This is a genomic window from Microbacterium sp. HMWF026 (assembly GCF_003061325.1).
GTDB classification, from domain to species: Bacteria; Actinomycetota; Actinomycetes; order Actinomycetales; family Microbacteriaceae; genus Microbacterium; species Microbacterium testaceum_E.
The window spans coordinates 8,475-11,441 of record NZ_QAJB01000140.1 but is presented as its reverse complement, the minus strand read 5'-3'; the positions used below and the strand labels follow the sequence as shown (position 1 = coordinate 11,441).

Annotated in this window: 3 protein-coding genes, 1 pseudogene and 1 riboswitch; of the genes and pseudogenes, 3 read left to right on the top strand and 1 reads right to left on the bottom strand. The window is 74.3% G+C overall.

All coding sequences use genetic code 11. From position 1 onward, the window contains the following. A pseudogene (locus tag DBR36_RS06215) lies at positions 1–302 on the bottom strand (hypothetical protein); the annotation flags it as partial. A 38-nt stretch (positions 303–340) separates the two neighbouring features. Next, a riboswitch (TPP riboswitch) is annotated at positions 341–451 on the top strand. On the opposite strand from DBR36_RS06215, the gene DBR36_RS06210 reads away from it, so the two are divergent. The 3 genes from DBR36_RS06210 to DBR36_RS18240 all read left to right on the top strand — a co-directional run. Beyond that, the gene (locus DBR36_RS06210; RefSeq protein ID WP_108318044.1) at positions 444–1,082 is read left to right on the top strand and encodes an ECF transporter S component; all 639 of its coding nucleotides are present in this window, start codon (positions 444–446) and stop codon (positions 1,080–1,082) included. It overlaps the preceding riboswitch by 8 nt. After that, positions 1,082–2,530: an ABC transporter ATP-binding protein gene (locus tag DBR36_RS06205; RefSeq protein WP_108318043.1), complete on the top strand. Its 1,449-nt coding sequence runs from the start codon at positions 1,082–1,084 to the stop codon at positions 2,528–2,530. The genes DBR36_RS06210 and DBR36_RS06205 overlap by 1 nt, the downstream gene beginning before the upstream one ends. Beyond that, positions 2,527–2,967, top strand: a 441-nt coding sequence (locus DBR36_RS18240; RefSeq protein WP_375136061.1) for a CbiQ family ECF transporter T component, incomplete at its 3' end; no start/stop codon positions are given. The genes DBR36_RS06205 and DBR36_RS18240, both read left to right, overlap by 4 nt.

Here is a 2,967-nt window from a genome sequence, read left to right as displayed (position 1 = left end):
ACCCAGGCGAGCGCGCCGATCACGACGGGCGCGGCCGGATCCGGCGCGGCGTCGTCCGCCGACGACGTGCCGTTCGATGCGCCCGCGTCCTCGCGCACGGCCGGGGCCATGGCATCCCGCGGCTCTCGGACCGCGCTCAGATCGCCCGACGTCGACAGCGCGGGCCCCAGCGGAAGCGCCGGATCGAGCGACAGTGCGGGCCCGAGGGGCTGGGCGTCGGGTGCATCCCGCGGCGGTTCGCCGGGGGTCGCAGCGTTCCGGAGGCGTCGCGCGCGCCGCGTGGCCGGGTTCTGCTCGTGCACCCGCCCACGCTACCCCGGCTCCGGTGTCTATACTCATCAGCACCACCCACGGGAGTCCGGTGAACCGGGCTGAGAGGAAGCGAATCCACGCTTCGACCGTCGAACCTGATCCGGATCATGCCGGCGCAGGGAGGAGAACACATGCACACGTCCACGTCTGCCCGCGCGACCGCCGCTTCGGCCGTGCACCCCGGGGACCGCTTCCGCTGGCGCGTCGTCGACATCGTCGTCGCCGCGGTCCTCGGCGTCGCGATCGGCCTCGTCTTCTGGGGCTGGAACACCGTCGGCGGCCTCTGGTTCGTCGCGATGGACGGCCTCACGCCGGGCCTCGGCGGCCTCGCCGTCGGTATCTGGCTGCTCGGCGGCGTCGTCGGCGGCCTCGTCATCCGCAAGCCCGGCGCGGCTCTGCTGGTCGAGTTGATCGCCGCGATCGTCTCGGCCCTCATCGGAAACGTCTGGGGCGTGACGACGATCTTCTCGGGCCTGGCCCAGGGCCTGGGCGCCGAGCTGATCTTCCTCGCCTTCCTCTACCTGCGCTTCACCCTGCCCGTCGCGATGCTCGCGGGAGCCGGCGCGGGCATCGGCGCGTGGGTGCTGGAGCTGTTCCTCACCCCCAACCTCGCCAAGACGGTCGAGTTCAACCTCATCTACCTCGGCAGCCTGATCGTCTCGGGCGCCCTGCTCGCCGGCCTCGTCGGCTGGCTGCTGGTGCGCGCGCTCGCCGCGACGGGGGCGCTCAGCCGGTTCGCCTCCGGGCGGGACGCGCGCCGCGACGTCTGATGGCGGGCCCCGCGCGCGTCGACGTCGAGGGATGGGGATGGCGCTACGCCGGCCGCAAGCTGCCCGCGACGCGTGACGTCTCGCTGAGGATCGAACCGGGCGAGCGCGTCCTGCTGCTGGGCGCGTCCGGTGCCGGCAAGTCGACACTGCTCGCGGGCCTCGCCGGTCTTCTCGGCGGCAGCGACGAGGGCGAGCGCAGCGGCCGCATCCTCATCGACGGCGAGGCGCCCGAAGCCCAGCGCGGTCGCATCGGGCTGGTGCTGCAGGACCCCGAGGCCGGGATCGTGCTGTCGAAGGTGGGCGACGACGTCGCCTTCGGGTGCGAGAACCTCGGCGTCCCGGCGGCGCAGATCCCCGCCCGGGTCGCCGAGGCCGTGGCATCCGTGGGTCTGTCCGTGCCCCTCGACCGCGCCACCAAGGCCCTGTCGGGCGGTCAGAAGCAGCGTCTGGCCCTGGCCGGGGTGCTCGCGATGCGCCCGGGACTGCTGCTGCTGGACGAACCGACCGCCAACCTCGACCCCGAGGGCGTCGGCGAGGTGCGCGCCGCCGTCGAGGCGGTCCTCGCCCGCGAGGGCACGACCCTCGTGCTGATCGAGCACCGGACCGCGGTCTGGGCCGACCTGATGACGCGCGTGATCGTGCTGGCGCCCGGCGGGGGAGTCCTCGCCGACGGACCGCCCGCGCGGGTGTTCGCCGAGCACGGCGACGCGCTCGCCGAGGCCGGCGTCTGGGTGCCGGGGCGGCCCGTCGATCTCGCCCTGCCTCCGGTGCACGGATCGATGGATGCCGCCCTCTCGACGACGTCGCTGGCGATCGGCCGCGAGCGGCGCACGGTCGTCGCCGCGGGCCTCGACCTGACCGTGCCCGCCGGGGCGGGGACCGTCGTCACCGGACCCAACGGCGCGGGCAAGTCGACCCTCGCCCTCACCCTCGCGGGACTGCTCCCCGAGCTGGCGGGCGAGGTCGTCGCCGGCCCGGTGCTCGCCGCGCGCGGGGGCACCCGTCCCTCGCGGTGGCGCTCCACCGAGCTGCTCACGCGCATCGGCACCGTCTTCCAGGAGCCCGAGCACCAGTTCCTCGCGGCGACCCTGCGCGACGAGCTCGCCGTCGGGCCGCGGGCGCTGAAGATGTCGGCGGCGAAGGTCGATGCCATCGTCGACGAGCTTCTGGAGCGGCTGGATCTGGCATCCCTCGCGCTCGCCAACCCCTTCACGCTCTCGGGGGGACAGAAGCGCCGCCTGTCGGTGGCGACGGTCCTCGCCGCCTCGCCCGCGGTGATCGTCCTCGACGAACCGACCTTCGGGCAGGATCGCCGCGGCTGGCGCGAGCTCGTCGCCCTGCTGCAGCGCGAGGTCGCGCGCGGGCGCACGGTCGTCGCGGTCACGCACGACGCCGACGTGATCCGTCACCTCGGCCAGCATCGGATCGAGATGGGGGATGCCGCGTGAGCGGCGGAACGCGGCTGAGCGCACCCGCGCCCGCCGCGCGCGCGTGGCTCGACGGGGTCAACCCGGTGACCAAGGTCGCGATGGTGCTGGTGCTGGCCGTCCCGCTGCTCGTGTCGCTCGACGCGGTCAGCGCCGGAGTGGCGATCGCGCTCGAGCTGCTGTGCGTGCCGCTCACCGGCGTCGCCGCCGCCACCGTGCTGAAGCGCCTCGTGCCGGTGCTGGTGTTCGCCCCCGTCGCCGGCCTGAGCATGCTGCTGTACGCCCGCCCCGGGGGGACCGTCTACGGCACCTTCCTGTTCGCGACGGTGAGCGACGACTCGCTCGCCCTGTCGCTCGCGGTGATGCTGCGCGTGGTGGCCCTGGCGCTCCCGCTCATCCTGCTGTTCGCCCGCACCGACCCGACCGAGCTCGCCGACGCCCTGGCGCAGGTCGCGAAG

What these genes read in the sequence shown, in the direction of transcription:
- DBR36_RS06210 (WP_108318044.1), top strand. Translation starts at nt 444, where the DNA reads ATGCACACGTCCACGTCTGCCCGCGCGACCGCCGCTTCGGCCGTGCAC.
- DBR36_RS06205 (WP_108318043.1), top strand. Translation starts at nt 1,082, where the DNA reads ATGGCGGGCCCCGCGCGCGTCGACGTCGAGGGATGGGGATGGCGCTAC.